This window comes from Rhodanobacter sp. BL-MT-08 (assembly GCF_054161255.1).
The window spans coordinates 3,586,296-3,608,603 of the sequence record NZ_CP167872.1; the positions used below are offsets into that span (position 1 = coordinate 3,586,296).

Here is a 22,308-nt window from a genome sequence, read left to right on the forward strand (position 1 = left end):
GCCTCGTTTTTTTTCGCCCCGTTTTTTTTCAAAACTCAAGAATTCAAGACCGTGACCATGCAACCCATACTGTGTTTTGGCGAAGCGCTGATCGACTTTCATGCGCAGGGCAGCGACGAGCGCGGATTCGCGCAGCAGTTCGTGCCCTTTGCCGGCGGCGCCCCGGCCAACGTGGCGGTCGCCGTGGCGCGACTCGGCGGCGACGCGCGCTTCGCCGGCATGCTGGGCCAGGATCGCTTCGGCGACTTTCTGCTCGACCGCCTGCAGCACGAAGGCGTCGGCACGCAGGACGTGGCGCGGACCGATGAGGCGAATACCGCGCTGGCCTTCGTCACGCACGATGCCGAGGGCGAGCGCAGCTTCAGCTTTTACCGGCCGCCGTCGGCCGACCTGCTGTTTCGTGCCGCGCATTTCAGCAAGACCACCTTTAACGACGTCGCGATCTTCCACATCTGCTCGAACAGCCTGACCGACCCCGATCTCGCCGAAGCCACCTACGAAGGCATGCGCCGCGCGCGCGCGGCAGGTGCGCTGGTGAGCTTCGACATGAATCTTCGCCCGGCCCTGTGGCCGCAAGGCAGCGAGCCGCACGCCGCCTTGTGGACGGCACTGCATCTGGCCGACGTGGTGAAACTCAGCAAGGAAGAATTTGCCTACATCGCCGCTGACGGCGAAGACGCGGCGCTCGAGGCGCTATGGAAAGGCCGCGCCACCTTGCTGATCGTGACCGACGGCCATCAGCCGATGCGCTGGTTTCATCCAGACATGGACGGCGAGCTGCCGTGCTATTCGGTGCCGATGGTCGATGCCACGGCGGCGGGCGACGCCTTTGTCGGTGGCCTGCTGTATCAGCTCGCCACGCTCGAAGGCCAAGGCGTCGAACGCCTGCAGCCGCTGCTCACGTCGCTGCCGCATCTGCATGCGGTGCTGCGCTACGCCGCCGCCTGCGGCGCGATCGCCGTTGGTCGCCAGGGCTCGTTTACCGCGATGCCGACCGATGCCGAAACCCGACATTTCATGGAGACCCACGCATGAGTTCCGACGCCACCCGCGGCACGCCCGATTTCCGCTCCGCCGATTTTCTACGCAAGCATATCGCCCACACCATGGCGTTCTACCATCCGCACGCGATCGATCCGGCCGGCGGCTTTTTTCAATACTTCAAGGACGACGGCACGATCTACGATCGCAGTCACCGCCATCTGGTCAGCAGCACGCGCTTCGTTTTCAACTACGCGATGGCCGCGATGGAATTCGCCGAAGACGCTGCGCTGGCGAAGGAGTACATGGATGCCACCCATCACGGCCTGCGCTACCTGCGCGACGTGCATCGCAACCCGAAAACCGGCGGCTACACCTGGACCATCCGCAACGGTCAGCCGGAGGATCGCACCAACCACGCCTACGGCGTGGCCTTCGTGCTGCTCGCCTACTCGACGGCGCTAAAGGCCGGCATCGGCGAGGCCGCCGCGTGGATGGACGAAACCTGGCAGCTGCTCGAGCAGCGCTTCTGGGATGCCGAAGCCGGCCTCTATCGCGACGAAGCCGACGCCGACTGGAACTTCAGCAGCTATCGCGGCCAGAACGCCAACATGCACATGTGCGAAGCGATGCTCGCGGCGTACCAGGCCAGCGACGATCCGCGCTATCTCGAGCGCGCGCTGACGCTGGCCGATCACATGACGCGCCGGCAGGCGGCCAAGGCCGATGGCCTGGTGTGGGAGCATTACGACAGCGAGTGGAACGTCGACTGGGATTACCACCGCGACAATCCGAAGGACCTTTTCCGCCCCTGGGGCTATCAGCCCGGCCATCAGACCGAATGGGCCAAGCTGCTGATGATCATGGAGCCGCTGCTGCTCGAACGCGGCCGCGAGGAGAACTGGCTGCTGCCCACTGCCATGCATCTGTTCGACACCGCGCTGGCGCGCGCGTGGGATGAAACCAACGGCGGCATCGCCTACGGCTTCGCACCGGACGGCAGCGTCTGCGACGGCGACAAATACTTCTGGGTGCAGGCCGAATCACTGGCCGCCGCAGCTCTGCTGCACGCGCGCACCGGCCTGGCCGCCTATGACGATTGGTACGGAAAAATTTGGGCCTACGCATGGGAGCATTTCGTCGACCACACTTATGGCGCGTGGTATCGCATCCTTACCGTCGACAACCAGAAGATCGACGACGAAAAAAGCCCGGCCGGCAAGACCGACTATCACACCATGGGCGCGTGCTATGAGGTGCTGGCGCTCATCGAGTCCGGCGGCATGCCGTGAGCCAGGCCATGCACAAAACCCGCATACCTATATTGGATCCAAGGCTAGTCGCTGCCGGCTTCGCCCTGCTGATGCTGCCCGCGATCGGCGCATCTTCTGCGGCGGCAGCCGATAAATCATCCGCCTCGCGGTTCGATCCGTCGCAGACGTTCGCGCCTTACGCCTACCCGCAGCCGGCCAACGCCTTTCGCTCCGCCAGCGGCATGCCGGGGCCGCTGTTCTGGCAAAACCGCGCGGACTATACGATCAAAGCCACGCTCGATCCGATCAGTCGAAAACTCAGCGGCAGCGAAGTCGTCGCCTACACCAACCATAGCCCCGACGCGCTCGACGTGCTGTGGCTGCAGGTGGAACAGAACCGCTATCGCAAGGACGCGCGCGGTGCCTTCAGCGCGCAATTCCCGACCGAGTTCACCGACGGCGAACATATCGAGTCGGTGCAGGTCGAAGACGGCACCGGCAAGCTACAGAACGCGACCTGGTTCATTTCCGATACCCGCATGCAGGTGCGTTTGCCGACGGCTTTGAAAGCCGAAGACGGCCAAGTGCGATTACACATTCGCTGGAGCTACACCGTGCCCGGCGAGTTCGGCGGACGCACCGATGTCAACGCCAGCAGGAACGGCGACATCTTTGAAATGGCGCAGTGGTATCCACGGCTCTGCGTCTACGACGACCTGCGTGGATGGGACACCGCGCCGTACCTCAACAGCGAGTTCTATCTGGAATACGGCGACTTCGATTATTCGGTCACCGTGCCGTGGGACATGATTGTGACCGGCTCGGGCGAACTGCTCAATCCCGCCGACGTGCTCACCGCCACCGAGCAGCAGCGGCTGGAGCAGGCGCGGCATAGCGATACTACTGTGATGATCCGCACGCCCGAGGAAGTGACCCAGCCGTCCAGCCGTCCAAAGCGCAGCGGCACCCTGACCTGGCATTTCCGCATGCAGAACAGCCGCGATGTGGCGTTCGGCGCATCGAAGGCCTATGTCTGGGACGCCGCGCGCATCAACCTGCCGGCCGGAAAGACCGCGCTGGCGATGTCGCTGTATCCGGTGGAAAGCGCCGGCGATAAAGGCTGGGGCCGCGCCACCGAATATCTGAAGGCTGCCACCGAATATTTCTCGGCACAGTGGTTTCCCTACCCGTGGCCGGTGGCCGTCAACGAAGCCGGCACCGCCGGCGGCATGGAATATCCCGGCATCACCTTCGACGACAAGACCACCACCGGCGGCGACCTGCACGCGCTGATCGCGCACGAGATCGGCCACAGCTGGTTCCCGATGATCGTGGGCAGCAACGAGCGCCGCGATGCGTGGATGGATGAAGGCTTCAACACTTTCATCGACGTCTACGAATCCGACCACTTCAACCACGGCGAATTCGCGCCCAAGCGCGACGGCGAATACGCGCCCGGCAAAGGCACGCCGGCCGACCAGATGGCTATCGTACTAGCCGATACGAACGCGCCTCCGCTGCTCATCGGCGCCGATATGGTGCCCGAGAAATACCGCCATCCGATCAGCTATTTCAAGGGCGCCTTTGGCCTCACCCTGTTGCGCGAACAAATCATCGGACCGGAGCGCTTCGACCCTGCGTTCCGCCGCTATATCGCTACCTGGGCTTATAAGCATCCCAGCCCGTCGGACTTTTTCCGTTTCATGGAAAGCGAAACCGGCGAAGATCTCGGCTGGTTCTGGAACGCCTGGTACCAGCACAACTGGCAGCTGGATCTGGCGGTGCAAAAAGCCGCCTATACCGGCGGCGATTTCCACAAAGGGCTCGACGTTACCGTGGTCAATCTCGATCAGCTGGTGCTGCCGGCCACACTCGAAGTGCTCTACGACGATGGCAGCAGGCAGGATGTGCGCGTGCCGTGGGAAACCTGGCAGCAGCACCGCACATATCTGATCCATGTCGACGGGGCGCGCAGGGTCAAGTCGATCACCATCGATCCCGCACATGTGCTGCCAGATCACAACCGAAGCAACAACGTTCTCACGATGAAATGAGAGGGCCAGACGCATCCAAATGCCGAATGCGACGCGACCTCACGGGCCAATTTTGGTAGCAACTCGCCGCCCCTCAGGAATGTAAATATGACGAAATTACCGCCGTTGATTTTGAACACTCTTTGGCAACACTGGCTCATGAACATTACGCGCGACGAGGCCCATCGCTTCGATTAAGGCGTATGGTGTTTTGACGTGTTTTTTTGAAAGGATCGTATCGAGTACCACCGCACCAACGCGCGCCTTCGCGTCCCGCGAGCGCTTACGTCTTCCTAAAATAATGAGGTTGGACAGCCATGTTGAAAAACACCTTTCTACGTCCTCGCGTCGTGTCGCTCGTCGGATCCTTAGCATTGATCACCGCCGTCGGCGTATCCGTTACGGCGTGTACCAATACCGGCACGCCAGATTCCGCCGCCAATTCAACCTCTGCCGATACACAGCAGACGGTCAAGGCGTCGAGCGGCCCGGCCTGTTCGCTGGCGGATTACCACGGCAGCAAGATCGACCTGAAGGATGCCGTCGTGGGTTTCTCGCAATCGGAGAAGGAAGACAACCCCTTTCGCATCGCCGAAACCAAGTCGATCAGCGACGAAGCGGCCAAGATCGGCGTGAAGCGGCTTATCAAGACCAACGCGCAGTCGACGCTGTCCAAACAGATTTCCGACATCCAGGATCTCATTTCGCAGGGCGCGCAGGTTCTCATCGTGGCACCGCTCAACTCCGACGGACTGGAGCCAGCCCTTTCGGTCGCCCGCGCGAAAAATATTCCCGTGCTCACCATCGATCGCCAGCTCAACGCCACCGCCTGCAAGGACTATGTCACGTTCCTCGGCTCGGACTTCGTCGAGCAGGGCAAGCGCGCCGCGGATCAGCTGATCGCGGGCACCGGCGGCAAGGGCAATGTCGCCATCCTGCTGGGCGCATCCGGTAACGGCGTGACGACCGGGCGCACCAAGGGCTTTGTCGACGAAATGGCCGCCAAGGCACCGGCCATCAAGATCGTGGCGCAGCAGACCGCCAATTTCGAGCGTTCGACCGCCCAGTCGGTGACCGAACAGCTGCTGCAGGCGCATCCGGATATTTCGGTCATCTACGCCGAAAACGATGAGATGGGACTGGGCGCACAGGCCGCGATCATCGCCGCCGGCAAGAGCCCTGGTAAGGATATCCAGATCTACTCCATCGACGGCACCCGCAACGCCGTGTCGCAGATCATCACCGGCGCCTACAACGGCGTGATCGAGTCCAACCCGCGCTTCGGGCCGCTGGCGTTCTCGACGCTCAAGACCTTTCTTTCCGGATCGCCGGTCAGCGAGAACATCGTTATCGAAGATACCCAGTACGACGCGTCGAACGCGGCCAAGAAAGTCGATTCGGCATTCTGAGAACACGCGCGCTCGCAGCAAGCGCTTCTGCATCTGGCCTCAGATGACGAAGCGCCCGGCTGCGACTTTCGGCTGTTGTCCGACGCCGACGCAATGCGGGAGAGACAAGCATGATAAGGACTGAGTCAGCACCGTGTTCCACCACGCCGGTGCTCGAAGCTCGCGGCGTCACGAAGCGATTCGCCGGCGTGACTGCGCTCAATTCCGTGGACTTCGCCGTGGCTGCCGGCGAAAGTCTCGCGCTGATGGGCGAAAACGGCGCCGGAAAATCCACCTTGATCAAGGTGCTGACCGGCGTCTATCAGCCGGACGACGGCGAGCTGCTGCTCGGCGGCTCGCTGGCAAGGTTCGCCCGACCGCTCGACGCCCAGCGCGTTGGCGTCTCGACGATCTACCAGGAAGTCAACCTGATTCCGCTGATGTCGGTCGCGCAGAATATTTTTCTCGGACGCGAACCGCGCAACCGCTTCGGGCTTATCGACTTCAGCAAGATGTTTGCCGCCGCCCGCGCGTTGCTCGACGTCTACGGTATCGACGTTGACGTTCGCAAACCGCTGCGCAGCCTCGCGTTGGGCGTGCAGCAGATGGTGGCGCTCGCCCGCTCGGTTAGCATCAACGCGCGCATCGTGATCATGGACGAACCCACCTCGTCGCTGGAAGCCCGCGAGGTCGAGACGCTTTTCTCCGTCGTATCCCTGCTGCGCGAGCAGGGCGTCGCGATCGTCTACGTGAGTCATCGCATGGACGAGATCTATCGCGTCGCCGAACGCGTCGTCATCCTGCGCGACGGATCGGTCGTGCACGTCGGCGAGCTGGCCGATATGCCGCGGGTCGAGCTCGTTTCGCTCATGCTCGGTCGTTCGGTCGAAAAGGTCCGACGCAGCGGCAGCACGACCTTCGGTGCAAATCACGCGAGCGCGGCTGAGCCGGTGCTCGTGGCGGAGGATCTCAGTCGCCAGCACCAGATCGAGGGCGTGAGCGTGCAGATTCGTTCGGGCGAAGTCGTGGGGCTGGGCGGACTGCTCGGGTCCGGGCGGTCCGAAACACTCAAGGCGATCGCCGGCGTGATGCAGCTCGATCGCGGTCAGGTGAGCGTGGACGGCAAGCCGGTGCGAAGCGGGTCGGTGCCGGCCGCGATCCGCGCCGGCATCGTCATGCTGCCGGAGGATCGCAAGGTGGAAGGCATCGTGCCGAACCTGTCCGTGCGCGACAACATCGTCCTCGCAGCGCTGCCTCGCCTGTCCCGCGCCGGCTTTTCGTCGCGGCGCAATCAGGACGCCGTGGTGGACGTTTTCATGAAGAGGCTGCATATCAAGGCCTCGTCGCCCGACCAGATCGTGTCGGAACTTTCCGGCGGCAATCAGCAGAAAGTGATGATCGCACGCTGGCTCGCCATGAGCCCCAAGGTCTTACTTCTGGACGAACCGACCCGCGGCATCGACGTGGGCGCCAAGGCGGAAGTGCAGGCGCTTATCGACGAGCTCGCCAGAGAGGGCCTCGCCATCGTGCTGGTGTCCTCGGAAGTCGAGGAAATGGTCGAGGGCTCGGACCGCATCGTCGTTCTGCGCGACGGAGCGATCGAGACCGAACTGCGCGATGCCGATGTTGACGAAACACATCTGCTCGCGGCGCTGGTCGGAGCGAACGCATGACCGAGGCGACCATGACCATGGCACTGCCGAAGGGCGAGGCGCTGCTCGGCCTCCTGCAACGATACGGCGTGTACATCGCCATCGTTCTCCTGCTGCTGTTCAACCTCGTATTCACGCCGAACTTCTTCAACCTCGGAAACTTCCGCACCCAGTTCGTTCAGGTCGTACCCGTGCTGATCGTGGCGCTCGGCATGGCGCTGGTTATCGGCACCGAAGGCATCGACCTTTCCGTCGGCGGCGTGATGGCGCTCGCCGCGGCGATCATGCCGCTGTATATCGGTTACGGACTGATACCCGTGGTGGTGATCGCGATGCTGGTCGGCGCCGTGGTCGGCGTGATCAACGGATCGCTGGTAGCCTTCGTCGGCGTTCAGCCCATCGTAGCGACGCTGTCGCTGATGGTCGCCGGGCGCGGCGCGGCATTACTGATCGCGCACGAGCAGATGGTGTCGATCATGGATCCAAATATCCTTGCGGTCGGACGTGGATCGACTGCCGGTATGCCGTATAGCGTGCTTATCGCCCTCGTTGCCGTTCTACTGGTGGCCGTGCTCGTTCATCGCACAACCTTTGGCAAACAGCTGATTGCGATCGGCGGAAATCGTCGCGCGGCGGAGCTGTCCGGGCTGCCCGTCCGGCGCATCCTGCTGCTGGTCTACGTTCTCTGTGCGGTGCTGGCGGCGATTGCGGGCGTCATCGGCACGGCACGATTGGGCGCTTCCGTACCCTCGACGCTGGGCAACCTGATCGAACTGTCGGCGATTACCGCCGTCGTGGTCGGCGGGACGCCGCTGAGTGGCGGCCAGGTCAAGGTGATCGGCACGGTGGCCGGTGCGCTGCTGCTGCAGTTCATCAGCGCCACGCTGAATCAGCACAACGTACCAGACGCCTATTCGCAGATCACCCAGGCGCTGATCATTCTTTTAGCCGTCTATATTCAGCGCGCAAGGGTGGTCGTCCGATGAGCGTCGTTATGGAAAAAACCGTCAAGCCGGCCGCCGACCAGCGTGCAAGACGCGAGCGTATCGCCGGCATGCTGCAGAGCTACGGCGCTGCGGTGGCGCTGCTTATTCTTATCGTGGTTGGTGCGTTTTCCTTCCCGAGCTTTCTCAGCTTCAGCAACCTCAGCAATATTCTTACGCAGTCGTCGTTCCCGCTGATCGTGGCTATCGGCATGACGTTCGTGATTCTCACCGGCGGCATCGATCTATCGGTCGGCTCGGTGTTCGCGCTCGGTGGCGTGCTGGCGGCCGAGGGGTCCGGCTTCGGCTTTGCAGGCGCGATCGTCCTGCCGCTCGCGGTCTGCGGCGCAATCGGGCTGTTTCAGGGGCTGCTGGTGGCGTACGCGAAAATGGCGCCGTTCATCGTCACGCTGGCTGGATTGCTCGCCGTTCGTGGACTGGTGCTTGCCATTACCTCTGGTGGCGCTACCACGCCTCTGGTCAAAAGCGCAGCGTTCTCCGCCGTCGGTCAAAACGGCCTGTTCGGCATCCACTGGACGGCGGTCATCGCCATCGTCGCCGTGATCCTCGGCACCGTCGCGCTTACTCACACCCGCGCCGGCCAGTCGATCTTCGCCGTCGGCGGCTCGGAGAGCGCATCGACGTTCATGGGTCTACCCGTGGCGCGGGTCAAACTCAGCGTCTACGTGGTGAGCGGACTGTGCGCGGGGTTGGCCGGCGCGCTGAACGCCGGCTACTCGTCGTCGGGCGTGCCCACGGTCGGGGTCGGCCTTGAGCTCAGCGCGATCTCCGCCGTCGTCATCGGTGGCACGCTGCTCGTCGGCGGGCGCGGCAGCCTGGCCGGTACGCTCGCGGGCGTACTTTTGCTCAGCGTCATCCAGAACATGATCAACCAGGTCGGTTCGCTCAACTCGTCGGTGCAGGCGGTGGTTTCCGGCGTGTTTCTGGCGATCGTCGTCGTCATTCAGACGGTGCTAGCAAGATCGCAGCGGCTGTAGATCGGCGCTCGGCCACGACTATGCCGGCGATACGGAACGCCTCCCATCGAGACAAGCCGTGATCCCGTACCGACGGCCCGCGCAGGCATGAAAAAAGTCCGCCTTTCGGCGTAATGCTGTTCACTTAAGCATTGCATCGTAGCCAAGGCGTCCCAAGAATCCGGCCTTCACCTATTGAAGGCCGGATTTTTTGTGTCCCTGCAAAGTGTTCTGTTTGATATCGATGAGCTGCACTCGTTCTCTGATCTGAGTACCTTCGCGCAGCACATTCCTGTCGAGTGGGTAGCCTCGGCGCTGGACCTTTCCTCCTCGGCCACAATTCGCCGCCGGCGTTTACCGTTGGATCAGGTGCTGTGGCTGGTGCTGGGCATGGCACTGTTTCGTAACGAGCCGATCTCGGAGGTGGCTCGTCGGCTGAACATCTGCGCACAAGGCTTGGCCAGCGACAGTCTGTTGGCGCGCAGTGGCGTCTCTCAGGCGCGTCAGCGCCTTGGCGCCGAGCCGCTGCAATGCCTGTTCCGTCAGACCGGCGAGTGCTGGGGCAAGGAGCGCTATCCCGGCGATGACTGGCACGGCTTGCAGGTGCTGGCCGCCGATGGCGCGGTGTTGCGCACCCCGGACACCCCGGCATTGCGTGAACACTTCGGCTCGGGCAATACCGGCACCGATCGCCAGACACCGTTCCCGATGATGCGACTGGTCGCCCTGATGAATGTCCGTTCGCACGTCATGCTGGATGCCCAGCTTAGTCCTTATCGGCGCAGCGAAATTCGCTTGGCCGATGAGTTCATCGACCGCATACCGGACCGCTCAATCACCCTGTTGGACAAGGGCTTCTGGAGCGCTGACCTGCTGCTGCGTCTGGCCGGTGGCGGCCAACAACGGCATTGGCTGATTCCTGCTCGCAAAAATCTGGTGTGCGAGACACGGGAGACTTACCACGCCGATGATCAGTGGGTGCAGATGAAGGTCTCGCCGCAGGCACGCAAACGTAACCCCGAACTGCCTGCGGTCTGGGAAGTGCGAGCCGTGAGCTACATGCACAAGGGACAGCGAAGAACGGTCTACACCTCGCTGCCAGCCGAGCACTACTCCAGCGAAGCCGTTGCACAGTTGTATCGGGAGCGCTGGGAAATCGAGTTAGGCTTCCGGGACATCAAGAGCTCCCTGCAACACAACGCCGTCACGCTGCGCAGCAAGACCGTCGCGTTGATCTATCAGGAAGTCTGGGGTTTGCTCCTGGGCTACAACGTGATCCGTCGCGAGGCCAGTCAGGCCGCCGTGGCGCACGGCCAAGAGCCAGCCCGAGTGCGCTTCAAGTTCGCCTATCAATACATCGCCGCCCAACTCATTGTCATGGCGGCAGCGCAACCTCTATCACGCACCGGAGCGCGACTGGCTGAACTCAGGGCCGGAATCGGCAACCTGTTTCTGGATAGACGACCTCGGCCTTCCAGGCCGAGGTCCGTCAAAATATCCAAGACTCGCTACCCCGTGAATCGAAAGGCTGCTCCGCTTAAGTGAACAGCATTACGCCTTTCGGCGGACTTTTTTTATGCGATCCACGAGAAAATCGGACGGCCGATCAGAACGGTATATCGTCGTCATCAAAGCTGCTGTTGCCGGCCGGTGCCGACGGCGCAGGCGCGCGTTGGCCGTAGTCGTCACCGCCGCGATCGCCGCCGCGCGAGGAACCGCCGCCGCCGCTGCGCTGACCGCCCGAGCTCAACGGACGCTCGCGCTGACCCCCGCCGCTGCCGCCACCACCGCCTTCCATGCCGCCGAGCATCTGCATTTCGCTGGCGATCACGTCGGTGCTGTAGCGCTCGACGCCGGCCTTGTCCGTGTACTTGTCGGTGCGCAGCGAACCTTCGATATAGACCTGACGGCCCTTCTTCAGATAATCACCGGCGATCTCGGCCAGGCGACCGAACAGCTTTACCCGGTGCCACTCCGTGCGCTCCTGCTTTTCGCCCGACTGCTTGTCAGTCCACGACTCGGAGGTGGCGATGTTGATCGTGGTGATCGCGGTGCCGCTGCCGGTATGGCGCATTTCCGGATCACCGCCGAGGTTGCCGACCAGAATGACTTTGTTGACGCCACGTGCCATATCACTAACCTCGCTGTGCGTGGCCGACGCCCGGGCGTCGACCGCTGTCGATAATTGCCGGCTGCGCACAATTTCTGCGCGTCCGACGGCCTCCCATCATAGCTGTCTGCGGCCGTTTTCGGCATTCAGCATGCGCCACGGATGCATCCGCGCGCTGCGGCACCCCGTAACTAAGCCCTGTGACTCTCTGCGGCGGGCAAGCATGCCTGCCCGCCGCAAACCCACCAGCTACGGGAGATAACCCTTGACGATGCCCTTTCATCGCCGCGCTTGTACGCTTGGACTGACGCTCAGCCTGGTGGCGACGGCCGTCGCCGCAGGCAGCAGTCCTGCGGGATCCGATGCGATCCACTACGTCGAAGCCAAGGCATCCGCCTCGGACGGCCACATGATGTACACCGAATCCCACTGGATCTACAGCGACGGCGGCAACCCCTCGCGCCTGGTGCTGTATCGCTGCCCCGATGGCAGACCGTTCGCCCGCAAGACCCTGCACGATGACGGCAGCGCCCAGGCGCCCAATTTCGAGCTGGACGATGGCCGAACCGGCTATCAGGAGGGCGTGCGCAACAACGGCGCCAGGCGCGAGGTTTTCGTGCGCGACAGCACGAACGCCAAGGAGCGCATGGCCACGCTGGACACCTCGCCCATGCCGGTGATCGACGCCGGCTTCGACGCCTATATCCGCGCGCACTGGGACACGATGAGCAAGGACGGCGACACGCTGCCGTTTCTGGTGCCCAGCCGCCTCGGCACGCTCAGCTTTCGGGTCAAGCGCCAGGCCGATACCCGGATCGAAGGCCACGCCGCGCGCCAGTACCGATTGAGCCTGGACAGCGTGATCGGCTTCGCCCTGCCGCATCTGGACGTGGCCTACGATGCCAAGACGCATGAACTGCTGAGCTTCGACGGTATTGCCAATATCCGCAGCAGCAGCGGCAAGAACGTCAGCGCCAAAATCCTGTTCGATCCGTCGAAAAACAAGGACGTTGCGCGCGCCGACCTGGACGCGGCCGCCAAAGCGCCGCTGGACGGGCAGTGCAAGATTCCGTGAGAGCTGGACGTAGCAACGTTGAGCGTAGGTTGGGCTGAGCGCAAGCGATGCCCAACATGGGTTACCAAGTGACGTTGGGCTTCGCTTTCGCTCAGCCCAACCTATGTCACACCTTTCGCCACATCAGCTCCAGCTATCGTCACCGCTGTCATCAAATGAGCCACCGCCGCTGCTGTCGTCCCAGCTGTCGTCGTTATTTCCCATATCGATCGGCTGGTCGCGCAGCTGGTCAAAGGCCTGATCCTGCGGATCGGGCGCGTTCGGCGCGAAGTTGTTGCCGGACTGGAAATCGCCGCGCTCTTCTTCCTCGCGACGTTCGTGATTTTCGTACGCGTTGACCGCGGCCGCGCCGAGCACGCCACCGGCGAGTCCACCGAGAATGCTGCCGCCCACACCCAAGCCGCCCTGCGGACCCGGCTGATAGCCCGGCGGTGGATATGGCCCGTTGCCGTACGGATTTTGCGGGCCGGGCGCGCCATAGCCCTGCTGGCCATAACCCTGATTGCCGTAACCCGGATTGTTCATTACACCCTGCTGGCGGCGACGGAACCAGCCAAACAGCAGCACCACGATCACCGCGCCGATCACCCACGGCCAGATGCTGCCGCTGGAGCGCGGCTGGACTGCCGCGGGCTGCTCAGCCGCATAAGGGGCTTCACGCGCACTCGTCACCGGACGGCGTACGCCCGTCGACGGCGCCAGGGTCTGGTTCAACTCGGCCTGGAAACGGTTGAACTTTGCCGGGTCGGTAAAGCTGATCTTCGGATCGATCGTCTTGGCCTGAGCGGCCTCTTTCTGCGCGTCACCGATATTGCCCTCATGCGCAAGCACCTGGGCCAGCAGGTAGTGCGCCTTGGCGCTCTGCGGATGCTCGTTAATCGCCTGGCGCAAATCCTGTTCGGCCAGCGTGTAATTCCCCTGCTGGATGGCCGCCTCCACTTCCTTCGGACCATCGGCGGCGAAGGCCGATCCGCTGACCAGAAGCACCAACAGTCCTGTCAACAAAAGCTTTTTCACGCGTTTCTCCGATGGCACGACCTTGCGGCCGACGGTTGATAAATCGGGCCGATTCGGCCGGAGCGCAAGGCTAGCATTGCGCCGTCGTTTCGCCGTCAAGGCCACGAGACGCCGCGGGCGGCGGTTCATACTCGCGTCAACCTTCGATGCATCCGTCTGCCGCGGGCAAAAATACGTGGCCCTACGCCGCGTGACGATATCGATGTAACGATCGGTGTAACGGGCAATCAAGCCGCATGAGGCGGCGCGCCAGAGGTGCCCCGGCCGGCGTCAACAAGGCTGCGCAGCGCTCTGGCAATGGACCGACGACTGCCTTACATTCTTGCCCTGAGGCATAGACATCCAGAGGACCAGCCATGGGCGTGACCGGACCCGTAGATCCCGACTTGGCCAACACCCCGCCCGAAGTCAGCCACTCGCCAACGGGCATGCACCATCCGCTGCATGGCGAACTCAATAGCGAAGAAACCGCCTACCAGGATGAGCTCCAACACGACTCGGCGCTGCGCGACTCGGTGCTGCGCACGCCGCGATAGGCTCCGCCAAGGTAGCTCTGCGCTCGCCGCCCAGGAGACCGCTGCACAGACCCTGCGTGACGTGCCTAAGCGTCGATTGGCAGCACGGCGATCGGACGCCTGGTCAGTGGCGACATGATCGCCGTATAGGTCACGTCGTCGCGCTGGAGCGGCAGCGCCAGCAGCGTCTGCGAAGGTTGCCCCGCCTGCAGCCGGCGAAGATAGGCTCGCTGGGAATCTGTGGCGTTCTTCAGCGATGACAGAGGCTTGGCGTGCTTCATCACCGCATCGATCGCCTGATCGTAAGCCACGTAGTATTGCGGAAGCCGATCGATATCCTTGCCGGTCTGCATGACCTGGAGTGCAAAATCTCCAGACGAAACGTCTTTCGGCGGCAGCGCGCCCACCAGTACCGGGCCCGTCAGCGAACGCTTGCGGAACTCGGGCCTGTCGCCCTTGGCAAGATCCGCGTCGCTGAGCTGCTGGGCCGAGACCATCACCAGCCGATCCACTTCGGCCACGATGAATACCGGCCGCGCATCGGTAATGACGTGCACGCCGTAGGCCAGGGCGACGGTCTGCAGCACGCCGATAACGGTCAAATCCAGCCGCAGCAATTTGCGCGCCTTTTGGCGATTCACCACCAGCAGGGTCAAGAGCGGCCCAATGCTGATGTCGACACCCATCAGCAGCAATATCAGCCGGTTCGCTCCCGCGGCGGAAAAGTACGGCGAGGGGAACCACATGAAGTAGAGCCAGGCCAGCATCAGCACCGTCAAAACGACGCTTATCGACAGATGAACGGCAGCGGCTTTCCAGCGATTCATAGGACGAAGGAGACTCGACGCGGGCGCACGAAATATACGACGCCTGATCAAGAAATGCTTGCACTCGCGCCACGCGGCCATGCATTTTCAAACAAGAAAATGCCGGCGCGGGGCCGGCGTTTTCTCAGGGAAGGCCTAGAAAGAGTTACCGCCCAATTTCACGCAGCGGCTTGCCCGCCATTAGTTTGGTCTCGATCTGCTCCAGCGTCACGCCTTTGGTCTCCGGCACGAGCCAGAAGGTGAGGCCGATGAAGATGACGTTGAGCCCGGCGTAAAGCCAGAACGTGTTGGCATTGCCGATGCCGTTGAGCAGGCTGAGGAAGGTCAGACCGACGATGTAGTTGCCGACCCAGTTGGTGAAGGTGGACGCGCCGATGCCGAAGTCGCGGCCCTTCAGCGGCTGCACTTCCGAGCACAGCGTCCAGATCAGCGGACCGGCCGACATCGCGAAGCCGACGATGAAGAGAAGCAGCATGCCGACCGTGAAGTACTGCTCTCCCTTGCCGTTGATGCCCATATGCATCATCGCGCCAACCACGCCCAGGCCAAGCGCCATCACCACGAAACCCGCATAGAGCATCGGCTTGCGGCCGACTCGATCGACGAAGCCGATCGCAATGAAGGTGGCCAGCACGTTGGTCAGGCCGACGATGGCGGTAAACCACAGCTGCGCGTGGGTGTCGTAACCCATGGTCTGGAAGATCTTCGGCGCGTAGTACATCACCACGTTCATGCCCGTGAACTGCTGCATCAGCTGCAGCAGTATGCCCAGGCCGACCGAGCGCCGAAAATTCTTGTTCTGCTGAAACAGATGCCAGCCGAGCTGCGGCTGCTTCAGCTGTTCTTCGATGTCAGCGATCTCGTGATTGACGATACCGTCGTCACCGCGCAGACGCTTGAGCACCTTGATGGCATCGGGCTTGCGGCCGCGCATCATCAGCCAGCGCGGGCTATCGGGCAAAAACAGCACGCCGAAAAGAAACAGCACGCCCGGAATGGCGATAATGCCGAGCATCCAGCGCCAGGCGCCTGCGCTGCTGAAGGCCAGGTCGGAAAGAAACGCCACCAGGATGCCGGTGGTGATCATCAGCTGATAAAGCGAAATCATCGAACCGCGAATTTTCTCCGGCGCGACTTCCGCCAGATACAGCGGCGCCGTAAAGGTCGCTATGCCGATCGCGAGACCGAGCACGATGCGCGCAAGAATCAGCGTCATCGGCGACCAGGCGAACGCGCACAACAGCGAGCCAAGCACGAACAACACCGCGCCGGCGATCAGCGATTTTTTTCGACCCAGTGCCGAGGACATCCACGCGGCACCGAGCGCGCCGATGGCCGCGCCCAGCATCATGGCGCTGACGATCCACTCCACGGTGTGGTCGTTGATATTGAAATCTTTCTGGATGAACTGGGTGGCGCCGGAAATCACGCCGATATCCAGACCGAACATCAGGCCGGCGAGAGCGGCCAGGATGCAGGTAAAAATAACCGTCGTTCGGGCGACGGCTTGCGGTGACTCAGAAGTATTCATGATTTTATTCCTGAAGAGGAAAGCGGATGGGGACGCCGGGTCGAATGGCCGCAAAGCCAATCATCCAGCGTCATCCGTCACGATTCGGTGTACCGGCAAAGCGCGACTCGCGCAGGCCGGTGATGCCGACGTCGTAGGCGAAGAGGTAGCCGGCCTGAGGATCGGCGGCAAGTTGTTCGGGCGTGAGGTCTTCGCTGGCGCTGGTGACAAATAGCGTGTCCAGCTTTGCGCCACCTAACGCCGGCTTGGTCGTGTGCATGGCCGGCAGCGCAATGATGCGATCTTCGCAGCCGTCGGGCAGATAACGCACCACGCGGCCCATACCCCACTGCGCGTTCCATAGCGCACCCTCGGCATCCACCGTGGAGCCGTCGGGCACGCCGCTCATGCCGGTGAGGTCGACGAGCAGGCGCGGCTCGCCCAGCGTGTCGCCGTAGTCGCAGCAATAGATTTTGCGCGTCGGCGAATCGCAGAAATACATGCGATCGCCGGCCGGGCTAAAGGCAATGCTGTTGCTGATCGCCACGTCCGGCAGCGGCAGCCGCTCCAGGCTCAGATCGCGGTTGAGCCGATAGAAGCCGCCGACGGCCTGCTTGCCGCCCTGCGCCGGCTCGTGCAGCGTGCCGAACACGAAGCGACCCTGCCGATCGCAGACGCCGTCGTTGCTGCGCGTCGGCAGTTCTTTTTCCACCGCGTGCAGCTCAATCAGTTCACGCGTGTCGGGATGGAAGAAAGCCAGCCGCGAAGCCAGCGCAAGTAGCAACCAGCCGTCGGCTTCGCACAGGGCGAACGAGGCGAGCCGCTCGGGCATGTCCCAATGCAGCACCCGGCCGTCGTCAGGATGCAGACGCCAGAGCTTGCGCCCGCCGATATCGGTCCACCACAGCGCCTGCAGGCGGTCGTCCCACAGCACGCCTTCGCCCAGCTCGTGCGGCACGGCGTGTGCAACGGTCGGCGATGCGCTCATACCCAACCTCCATCGACAATGAAATCCTGGCCGGTGCACATACGGCTGTCGTCGGCCGCGAGAAACAGCGCCGCGCGCGCCACATCGGAAGGTTCCAGATGTCCGGGCAGGCACTGGCCGCGCTTGATCGAGGCTTCGCCCTCGGCATCGAGCCACAGCGAGAGTTGCTTCTCGGTGATCACCCAGCCTGGCACCAGACAGTTGATGCGTATGTGCTGCGCGCCGAGCTCGCGCGCCATCCCGTTGACGAAACCGCGCACCGCGGCCTTGGCCATCGCATACAGCGGGAAAGCGCCGTTTTTTCTAATCCAGCTGATGGAACCCATGCAGATGATCGAGCCACCGCCCAGCTGCTGCATGTCCGCCATTACCGCCTTGGTCACAAACACCTGATGCCGCAGATTGACGGCAATATTGCGCTCGAAGAACGCCTCATCCACGTCGTCGAGGGCATGGCGGCTGTCATTCGCCGCGTTGTTGATGAGCACCGAGAACGGACCCACCGCGCTACGCAAAGTGTCGATGCTTCGCGCCAGCGCATCGAGGTCGGTGATATCGCCATGCTGGAACACCGGCGTGTGCGCTACCTCTGCGAGCGACTCGATCAGCGTAGCCGCCGATGCGTCATCGATATCGATAAAGCCGACCCGCGCGCCCTGCCGTGCGAAGTGCTCGACCAAGGAGGCGCCGATGCCGCTGGCGCCGCCGGTAATGAGCACGCTGCGATCGGCGAGGCTGGGATAGTTGGCAAAACGTGCCGTCATGATCGGTTGTCCATAAAACGAAGAGGTCGTACGGCGCCAGCTATGCTCACCACTCCGCCACGCTGCCATCAGCGTGCCGCCAGATCGGGTTGCGCCAGCGATGGCCGACCGCCGCGCGCTCGATCACGTAGGCCTCGTTGACCTTGATGCCGAGGCCGGGGCCACCGGGAATGGTGACGTAGCCGTTCTCGTAGGCGAACACGCTGCGATCGGCCACGTAGTCGAGCAGGTCGTTGGCCGCGTTGTAATGGATGCCCAGGCTCTGTTCCTGGATAAAGGCGTTGTGACAGACGGCGTCGAGCTGCAGGTTCGCCGCCAGCGCGATCGGGCCGAGCGGACAATGCAGGGCCAGCGCCACGTCGTAGGCTTCGGCCATCGCGGCGATCTTGCGCGTTTCGGTGATGCCGCCCGCATGCGAGGGGTCGGGCTGGATGATGTCGACGCCGCCGCGCTCCAGCACGCGTTTGAAATCCCAGCGCGAATACAGCCGTTCGCCGAGCGCGATCGGCGCCGGCGAAATGGCGGCCAGCTCGGGGATGCATTCGAGGTATTCCGACAGCACCGGCTCCTCGATAAACATCAGCTTGTACGGCGCCAGCTCGCGCATCAGCACCTTGGCCATCGGCTTGTGCACGCGGCCGTGGAAGTCGACGCCCAGGCCGATGTTCGGGCCCACCGCATCGCGCACCGCCTGGACGTTGGCCAGCACCTTGTCGACCTTGTCGTGCGAGTCGATGTACTGCATTTCCTCGGTGCCATTCATCTTGACCGCGGTGAACCCGCGGCCCACCGCATCGCTGGCCGCGCGCGCGGTGTCGGCCGGACGATCACCGCCGATCCACGAATACACGCGGATGCGATCGCGTACCGGACCACCCAACAAGGTATGCACCGGTACGCCGAGATGCTTGCCCTTGATGTCCCACAGCGCCTGGTCGATGCCGGCGATCGCGCTCATCAGAATCGGACCGCCGCGATAAAAGCCGCCGCGATACATCACGCTCCACAGATCCTCGATGCGGCCGGGGTCTTTGCCGATCAGGTAATCGGACAGCTCTTCCACGGCGGCAGCGACCGTCAGCGCGCGCCCTTCCACCACCGGCTCGCCCCAGCCGACGATGCCGCTGTCCGTCTCGATTTTCAGAAACAGCCAGCGCGGCGGTACGAGATAGGTTTTCAGGCCGGTGATTTTCATGCCGCGTGCTTCTTCGCCTCGACCCACGCCTGGGCGAACTTCTTTGCCCGCTCACCGGTTTCCGCCGCGCTGCGGCCGGGCGCATACAGCGCCGAGCCGATGCCGAAGCCGCGCACTCCGGCGGCCACGTATGGCCCCATGTTTTCCGGCGTGATGCCGCCGACCGGCAGCAGGGCGAGATCCTTGGGCAGCACCGCCCGCCAGGCCTTCACCACCGTCGGGCTGATGTGCTCGGCGGCGAAAATTTTCAGCGCATCGGCGCCGGCATGGATCGCGGCGAACGCTTCCGTCGGCGTGGCGATGCCGGGAATGCAGAACAGGCCGTGACGCTTGGCCTCGGCAATCACCTCCACATCGCCATGCGGCATCACGATGAGCTGGCCGCCGGCGGCCACCACCTGACCCACCTGCGCCTTGCTCAAGACGGTGCCTGCACCGACCAGCGCGCGATGGCCAAAGGCCTCGGCCATCAATCCGATGCTGCGCATCGGATCGGGTGAATTGAGCGGCACCTCGAGGATGCGAAAGCCTGCATCGAGCACGGCATTGCCGACATCGACAGCCTCTTCCGGGGTGAGGCCGCGCAATATCGCTACCAGCGGCAGCGGTTCGAACCAGGGATCGATCATGGGGCAACTCCTGCAGAAGAATGGGACGTGGTGAATCCAAGCAGGCCCGCCGCACGCGCCAGCCACCAGAGTCCGGCAGCGGCGGTGTCGTCGACGGCGGGAGCCAGCGCGATGGAAAATTCGGCCGCGGCCAGGCGATAGCGGGCGCACAGCGCCGCGTCGCCGATCAGCCACAGTGGCTGGTCGGTGGGCATGCGCTGGTCGGCGCGCATGGAACGGAATTCCTCGCCGATCAGCAGGCCGGAGAGATAGTCGGGAATGGAGGCGGGCTGCAGATCGCCATCGAGCATGCGCGCTCGCGTGGTAAATAGACGGCTGAGTGCACCGGCGGCGCCGCTGTCGCGCGCCTGCCGCACGCCGTCGAGAAAGGCGTCGGCGTCATCGACCACCGCCGAGGCATCGACACCGGCCGCAAGAATGGAATGCTGCCGCAGCAGCGCAAACAGCTCGCCGGTCATCAGCGTGCAGAAGTCGACCACCCGGCCCTGGCTTAGCGACGCCCACTTGCTATGCGTGCCGGGCAGCAGCACCATCGCGTCCGCGGCCACCGAATGGAGAGCCATGAGGCCGACAATCTGGGTTTCCTCACCGCGCATCACATCCGGGCCGCGCGGATTGCGCAGGCCCGGCACAATCGTCAGGCCGTCGGCGGTATCCAGCGCGTCGGCCAGCTGATCGCCGCCGGCAGGCAGGTCGAGATAGCCCACTTCCCGCCAGCCGCTGCGGCTACCGATCATGCCGGATGCGATTCGCGTCAGCGGCGGCCAACCCTGGGTGACGGCATCGAGCGCTCCAGCAAAACCGCTGTCCGGCAGCTGCCGGATGCCCCAAGGCTTTCGCCGCGTCTCCAGCACCGTACCGTCGGCGTCCACCAACATGGCGCGCAGGCTCGACGTGCCCCAGTCCAGTGCGATCAGCCCGCTCATGCAATACCTCCCGTGTGTTGAAGGTGGCGCCGCGAGTCGTCGACCATTTTCTGCATGGCCGTGCGCGCCTGTAGGGCGCTGCGCTTGCGGATCGCGTCGTAGACCTTGAAATGCTGCGGCAGCGAATACTTGAAATCGTCCGAGGCGCGCGCCGAGAGCAGAAAGAATCCGTGCAGGGCCGTGGCAATGACGTTGAACAGCGAGCTCATCAGCTCATTATTCGCCGCGTTCAGTACGGCACTGTGAAATTCCGCGTCGGCTTTGGCCCATGCGTCCCGATCACCCGCCTGCGCCATGGCTTGGTAGGCCGCAGCTATGGTGGCCAGCTGGCCACGATCACGCTTTTTGGCGGCGGCCGCCGCGGCAGCCGGCTCGATGATTTCCCGCATCTCGACCAGCTCGGCAATAAAGGCCCGGGTCGGCATGGTGGCGAAGCGCCAGCCCAGCACGTCGGCATCGAGCTGATGCCAGAACCGCCGTTCGCGCACGCGCGCCCCGGTTTTCTGGCGGCTTTCGATCAGGCCTTTGGCGCCGAGCACCTTCATCGCTTCGCGCAGCGCGGAGCGGCTGACAACCAGTTGGCCGGCCAGCAGCTCCTCGCTGGGCAGCGCGTCACCCGGCGCCAGCCAACCGCCTACGATCAATCGCCCCAGCTGGTCAACGACCTGCCGGTGAACCTTGGGCTGCGACGCGTCTGGGGGCATGGCGCTGGATCAAATCTATTTGTAGGACAATATAGTTTTAGCACAATCGGTGGGCCAAAAGCTTGCGGCCGCGGCAATCGCCGGAAGACAAGCCGCTTGGTGCGCAGGGTGGACAAGCGCGTCCCATTCGATCGATCAGCTCTTTTTTCCCGAAAAATGTTCCATCGCGGCAGTCGGCGCTTGACAGCTAGACCATGGAGTAAGATTATCCAACTAGAAAGCTTAACTTAGTAGTTTATCTTTTTATCTGAGGTAACCGCATGGGCGCTCCGCTGCATACGGACGAGCCTGCCAGCGCACTGGCGCTGGCCAGCGAAATACGCATCGTGATCGGCCGCCTGAATCGGCGGCTGCGCGAACAGGCGCACTCCAGCGATCTCACCGCTTCACAAAAATCGGTGCTGCTGCATCTGGAACGCGAGGGCTCGGCGACAGTGACCGCGCTGGCAAAGGCCGACGGCGTACGCCCGCAGTCGATGGGCGCCACGGTCTCGTCGCTGCAGGCTGCGGGCCTGATTGCCAGCGCGCCGCATCCCACCGACGGCCGACAGACCGTTCTTTCGCTAACCGCGAGCTGCCGAAAAATGATCAACGCGTCTCGCGCGGCGCGGGAGGACTGGCTCTACCGCGCCATCAGCAGCAAGCTCGCGGCCAAGGAGCAAGCGAGGCTCGCCCAAGGTATCGCTTTGCTCAAAAGGCTGAGCGAGGAATAGACGCACATCTGCGCGCGCACGGTAGGTTGGGCACCGGTGCGCTCAGCTCAACCTACGCCGCATTCGCC

At 63.2% G+C, this 22,308-nt stretch carries 21 protein-coding genes; 11 read left to right on the top strand and 10 right to left on the bottom strand.

Going from position 1 to position 22,308, the window contains the following annotated elements; all coding sequences use genetic code 11:
* Window positions 1-57 precede the first annotated feature (57 nt).
* From ACDK93_RS15980 to ACDK93_RS16015, 8 genes are all read left to right on the top strand, one after another.
* The gene (locus tag ACDK93_RS15980; protein ID WP_458069931.1) at window positions 58-1,035 is read left to right on the top strand and encodes a carbohydrate kinase family protein; all 978 of its coding nucleotides are present in this window, start codon (window positions 58-60) and stop codon (window positions 1,033-1,035) included.
* Complete coding sequence (locus ACDK93_RS15985; protein WP_458069932.1) at window positions 1,032-2,273, top strand: AGE family epimerase/isomerase; 1,242 nt, start codon at window positions 1,032-1,034, stop codon at window positions 2,271-2,273. The genes ACDK93_RS15980 and ACDK93_RS15985 overlap by 4 nt, the downstream gene beginning before the upstream one ends.
* Before the next feature lie 8 nt (window positions 2,274-2,281).
* Window positions 2,282-4,288 (top strand): M1 family metallopeptidase, encoded by a 2,007-nt coding sequence (locus ACDK93_RS15990; protein WP_458069933.1) that lies wholly within the window; start codon window positions 2,282-2,284, stop codon window positions 4,286-4,288.
* Between the two features lie 353 nt (window positions 4,289-4,641).
* Entirely contained in the window at window positions 4,642-5,676 is a 1,035-nt protein-coding gene (locus ACDK93_RS15995) for an ABC transporter substrate-binding protein (RefSeq protein ID WP_458069935.1), read from the top strand.
* Window positions 5,677-5,864: 188 nt separating this feature from the next.
* Window positions 5,865-7,328: a sugar ABC transporter ATP-binding protein gene (locus tag ACDK93_RS16000; RefSeq protein ID WP_458069936.1), complete on the top strand. Its 1,464-nt coding sequence runs from the start codon at window positions 5,865-5,867 to the stop codon at window positions 7,326-7,328.
* Window positions 7,325-8,293: an ABC transporter permease gene (locus tag ACDK93_RS16005; RefSeq protein ID WP_458069938.1), complete on the top strand. Its 969-nt coding sequence runs from the start codon at window positions 7,325-7,327 to the stop codon at window positions 8,291-8,293. Before ACDK93_RS16000 ends, ACDK93_RS16005 begins: the two co-directional genes overlap by 4 nt.
* A gap of 8 nt (window positions 8,294-8,301) precedes the next feature.
* Window positions 8,302-9,288: an ABC transporter permease gene (locus ACDK93_RS16010; RefSeq protein WP_458069939.1), complete on the top strand. Its 987-nt coding sequence runs from the start codon at window positions 8,302-8,304 to the stop codon at window positions 9,286-9,288.
* A gap of 192 nt (window positions 9,289-9,480) precedes the next feature.
* Entirely contained in the window at window positions 9,481-10,812 is a 1,332-nt protein-coding gene (locus ACDK93_RS16015; protein ID WP_458069940.1) for an IS4 family transposase, read from the top strand.
* 61 nt (window positions 10,813-10,873) lie between these two features.
* Here the strand turns inward: ACDK93_RS16015 and ssb are convergent, their stop codons facing one another.
* A complete protein-coding gene (ssb, locus tag ACDK93_RS16020; protein ID WP_458069941.1) occupies window positions 10,874-11,398 on the bottom strand; it encodes a single-stranded DNA-binding protein in 525 nt (174 codons plus the stop codon).
* A gap of 244 nt (window positions 11,399-11,642) precedes the next feature.
* Here ssb and ACDK93_RS16025 point away from each other — a divergent pair, with 244 nt between their 5' ends.
* Window positions 11,643-12,452, top strand: coding sequence for a hypothetical protein (locus ACDK93_RS16025; protein ID WP_458069943.1), 810 nt, complete (start codon window positions 11,643-11,645; stop codon window positions 12,450-12,452).
* Between the two features lie 123 nt (window positions 12,453-12,575).
* On the opposite strand, the gene ACDK93_RS16030 is transcribed toward ACDK93_RS16025, so the two are convergent.
* Window positions 12,576-13,469, bottom strand: a complete 894-nt coding sequence (locus ACDK93_RS16030) for a tetratricopeptide repeat protein (RefSeq protein WP_458069944.1) — start codon at window positions 13,467-13,469, stop codon at window positions 12,576-12,578.
* Window positions 13,470-13,831: 362 nt separating this feature from the next.
* Here ACDK93_RS16030 and ACDK93_RS16035 point away from each other — a divergent pair, with 362 nt between their 5' ends.
* A complete protein-coding gene (locus ACDK93_RS16035) occupies window positions 13,832-14,005 on the top strand; it encodes a hypothetical protein (RefSeq protein WP_458069946.1) in 174 nt (57 codons plus the stop codon).
* 65 nt (window positions 14,006-14,070) lie between these two features.
* On the opposite strand, the gene tfpZ is transcribed toward ACDK93_RS16035, so the two are convergent.
* The 8 genes from tfpZ to ACDK93_RS16075 form a co-directional block, all read right to left on the bottom strand.
* Window positions 14,071-14,811, bottom strand: coding sequence for a TfpX/TfpZ family type IV pilin accessory protein (gene tfpZ / locus ACDK93_RS16040; protein ID WP_458069948.1), 741 nt, complete (start codon window positions 14,809-14,811; stop codon window positions 14,071-14,073).
* A 145-nt stretch (window positions 14,812-14,956) separates the two neighbouring features.
* The gene (locus ACDK93_RS16045; RefSeq protein ID WP_458069949.1) at window positions 14,957-16,342 is read right to left on the bottom strand and encodes a sugar porter family MFS transporter; all 1,386 of its coding nucleotides are present in this window, start codon (window positions 16,340-16,342) and stop codon (window positions 14,957-14,959) included.
* Window positions 16,343-16,412: 70 nt separating this feature from the next.
* On the bottom strand, window positions 16,413-17,309 hold the full coding sequence (locus tag ACDK93_RS16050; protein WP_458069950.1) for an SMP-30/gluconolactonase/LRE family protein: 897 nt from the start codon (window positions 17,307-17,309) through the stop codon (window positions 16,413-16,415).
* Window positions 17,306-18,073 carry an SDR family NAD(P)-dependent oxidoreductase gene (locus ACDK93_RS16055; RefSeq protein ID WP_458069952.1) on the bottom strand — a complete coding sequence of 256 codons (768 nt, stop codon included), beginning with the start codon at window positions 18,071-18,073 and terminating at the stop codon, window positions 17,306-17,308. The genes ACDK93_RS16050 and ACDK93_RS16055 overlap by 4 nt, the downstream gene beginning before the upstream one ends.
* A gap of 46 nt (window positions 18,074-18,119) precedes the next feature.
* Window positions 18,120-19,268, bottom strand: coding sequence for a galactonate dehydratase (gene dgoD / locus ACDK93_RS16060; RefSeq protein WP_458069953.1), 1,149 nt, complete (start codon window positions 19,266-19,268; stop codon window positions 18,120-18,122).
* The gene (locus ACDK93_RS16065) at window positions 19,265-19,897 is read right to left on the bottom strand and encodes a 2-dehydro-3-deoxy-6-phosphogalactonate aldolase (RefSeq protein ID WP_458069954.1); all 633 of its coding nucleotides are present in this window, start codon (window positions 19,895-19,897) and stop codon (window positions 19,265-19,267) included. The genes dgoD and ACDK93_RS16065 overlap by 4 nt, the downstream gene beginning before the upstream one ends.
* A complete protein-coding gene (locus ACDK93_RS16070; protein ID WP_458069956.1) occupies window positions 19,894-20,823 on the bottom strand; it encodes a 2-dehydro-3-deoxygalactonokinase in 930 nt (309 codons plus the stop codon). Before ACDK93_RS16070 ends, ACDK93_RS16065 begins: the two co-directional genes overlap by 4 nt.
* Window positions 20,820-21,527, bottom strand: coding sequence for a FadR/GntR family transcriptional regulator (locus ACDK93_RS16075; RefSeq protein WP_458069958.1), 708 nt, complete (start codon window positions 21,525-21,527; stop codon window positions 20,820-20,822). Before ACDK93_RS16075 ends, ACDK93_RS16070 begins: the two co-directional genes overlap by 4 nt.
* Window positions 21,528-21,787: 260 nt before the next feature.
* On the opposite strand from ACDK93_RS16075, the gene ACDK93_RS16080 reads away from it, so the two are divergent.
* Window positions 21,788-22,240, top strand: a complete 453-nt coding sequence (locus tag ACDK93_RS16080) for a MarR family winged helix-turn-helix transcriptional regulator (RefSeq protein WP_458069959.1) — start codon at window positions 21,788-21,790, stop codon at window positions 22,238-22,240.
* Window positions 22,241-22,308: the final 68 nt, after the last annotated feature.